Genomic DNA, 578 nt, shown 5'->3' with positions numbered 1-578 from the left:
GAGCGTGCCTGCTTCTCACTGATCTCGGCGTCCGGGAGGTCGCCCCTCTCGGCAGATTGCTTCGCAATCGCCTGCCGGGCAATGAATGACCTGTTGTGGTTCGTGCCGTCGCTTGACCGTCACGACGCTCTGTTGCACAAACCCGGTGAGGGATTCATCTCGTGAATCCAGCGTGGTAGCTGTGATGCATGAGCAGACCTACACCCCCAACCTACAAGACCAGAAACTGGCGAGCCTATAACGAAGCGCTCAAGCGCCGCGGCTCGCTGACGATCTGGTTCGACCCCGAGATGATCTGGGAGGCCGTGCCATCAGGCAGGCGTGGCCGCCAGCAGACCTACGGCGACGCCGCCATCCAGACATGCCTTTCCATGAAAGTGCTGTTCGGCATGGCGTTGAGGCAGACGACGGTGTTCGTCGAGAGCTTACTGCGGCTGGCCGATCTCGACTGGAGATATGCCCAAAAGTTGGTGACGGCCATCATCAGGCGGCAGCGTGAAGTTGCTTGATACCGTCTTTGAAGACAATCCCTTGGATGACCTCGGGCAGACGGTTGGGCCCGGAGATCTTCCGCCACT

Annotated in this window: 1 pseudogene; it reads left to right on the top strand. The window is 59.9% G+C overall.

Annotated elements, in window-relative coordinates:
* Positions 1–188: 188 nt before the first annotated feature.
* Positions 189–497: pseudogene (locus ROA7023_RS23660) on the top strand (transposase); the annotation flags it as partial.
* Between the last annotated feature and the right edge of the window lie 81 nt (positions 498–578).

It is taken from the genome of Roseisalinus antarcticus, assembly GCF_900172355.1.
Lineage (GTDB): Bacteria > Pseudomonadota > Alphaproteobacteria > Rhodobacterales > Rhodobacteraceae > Oceanicola > Oceanicola antarcticus_A.
Note: the sequence above shows the minus strand (reverse complement) of the source record. Positions and strands in the feature narration are given on the sequence as shown.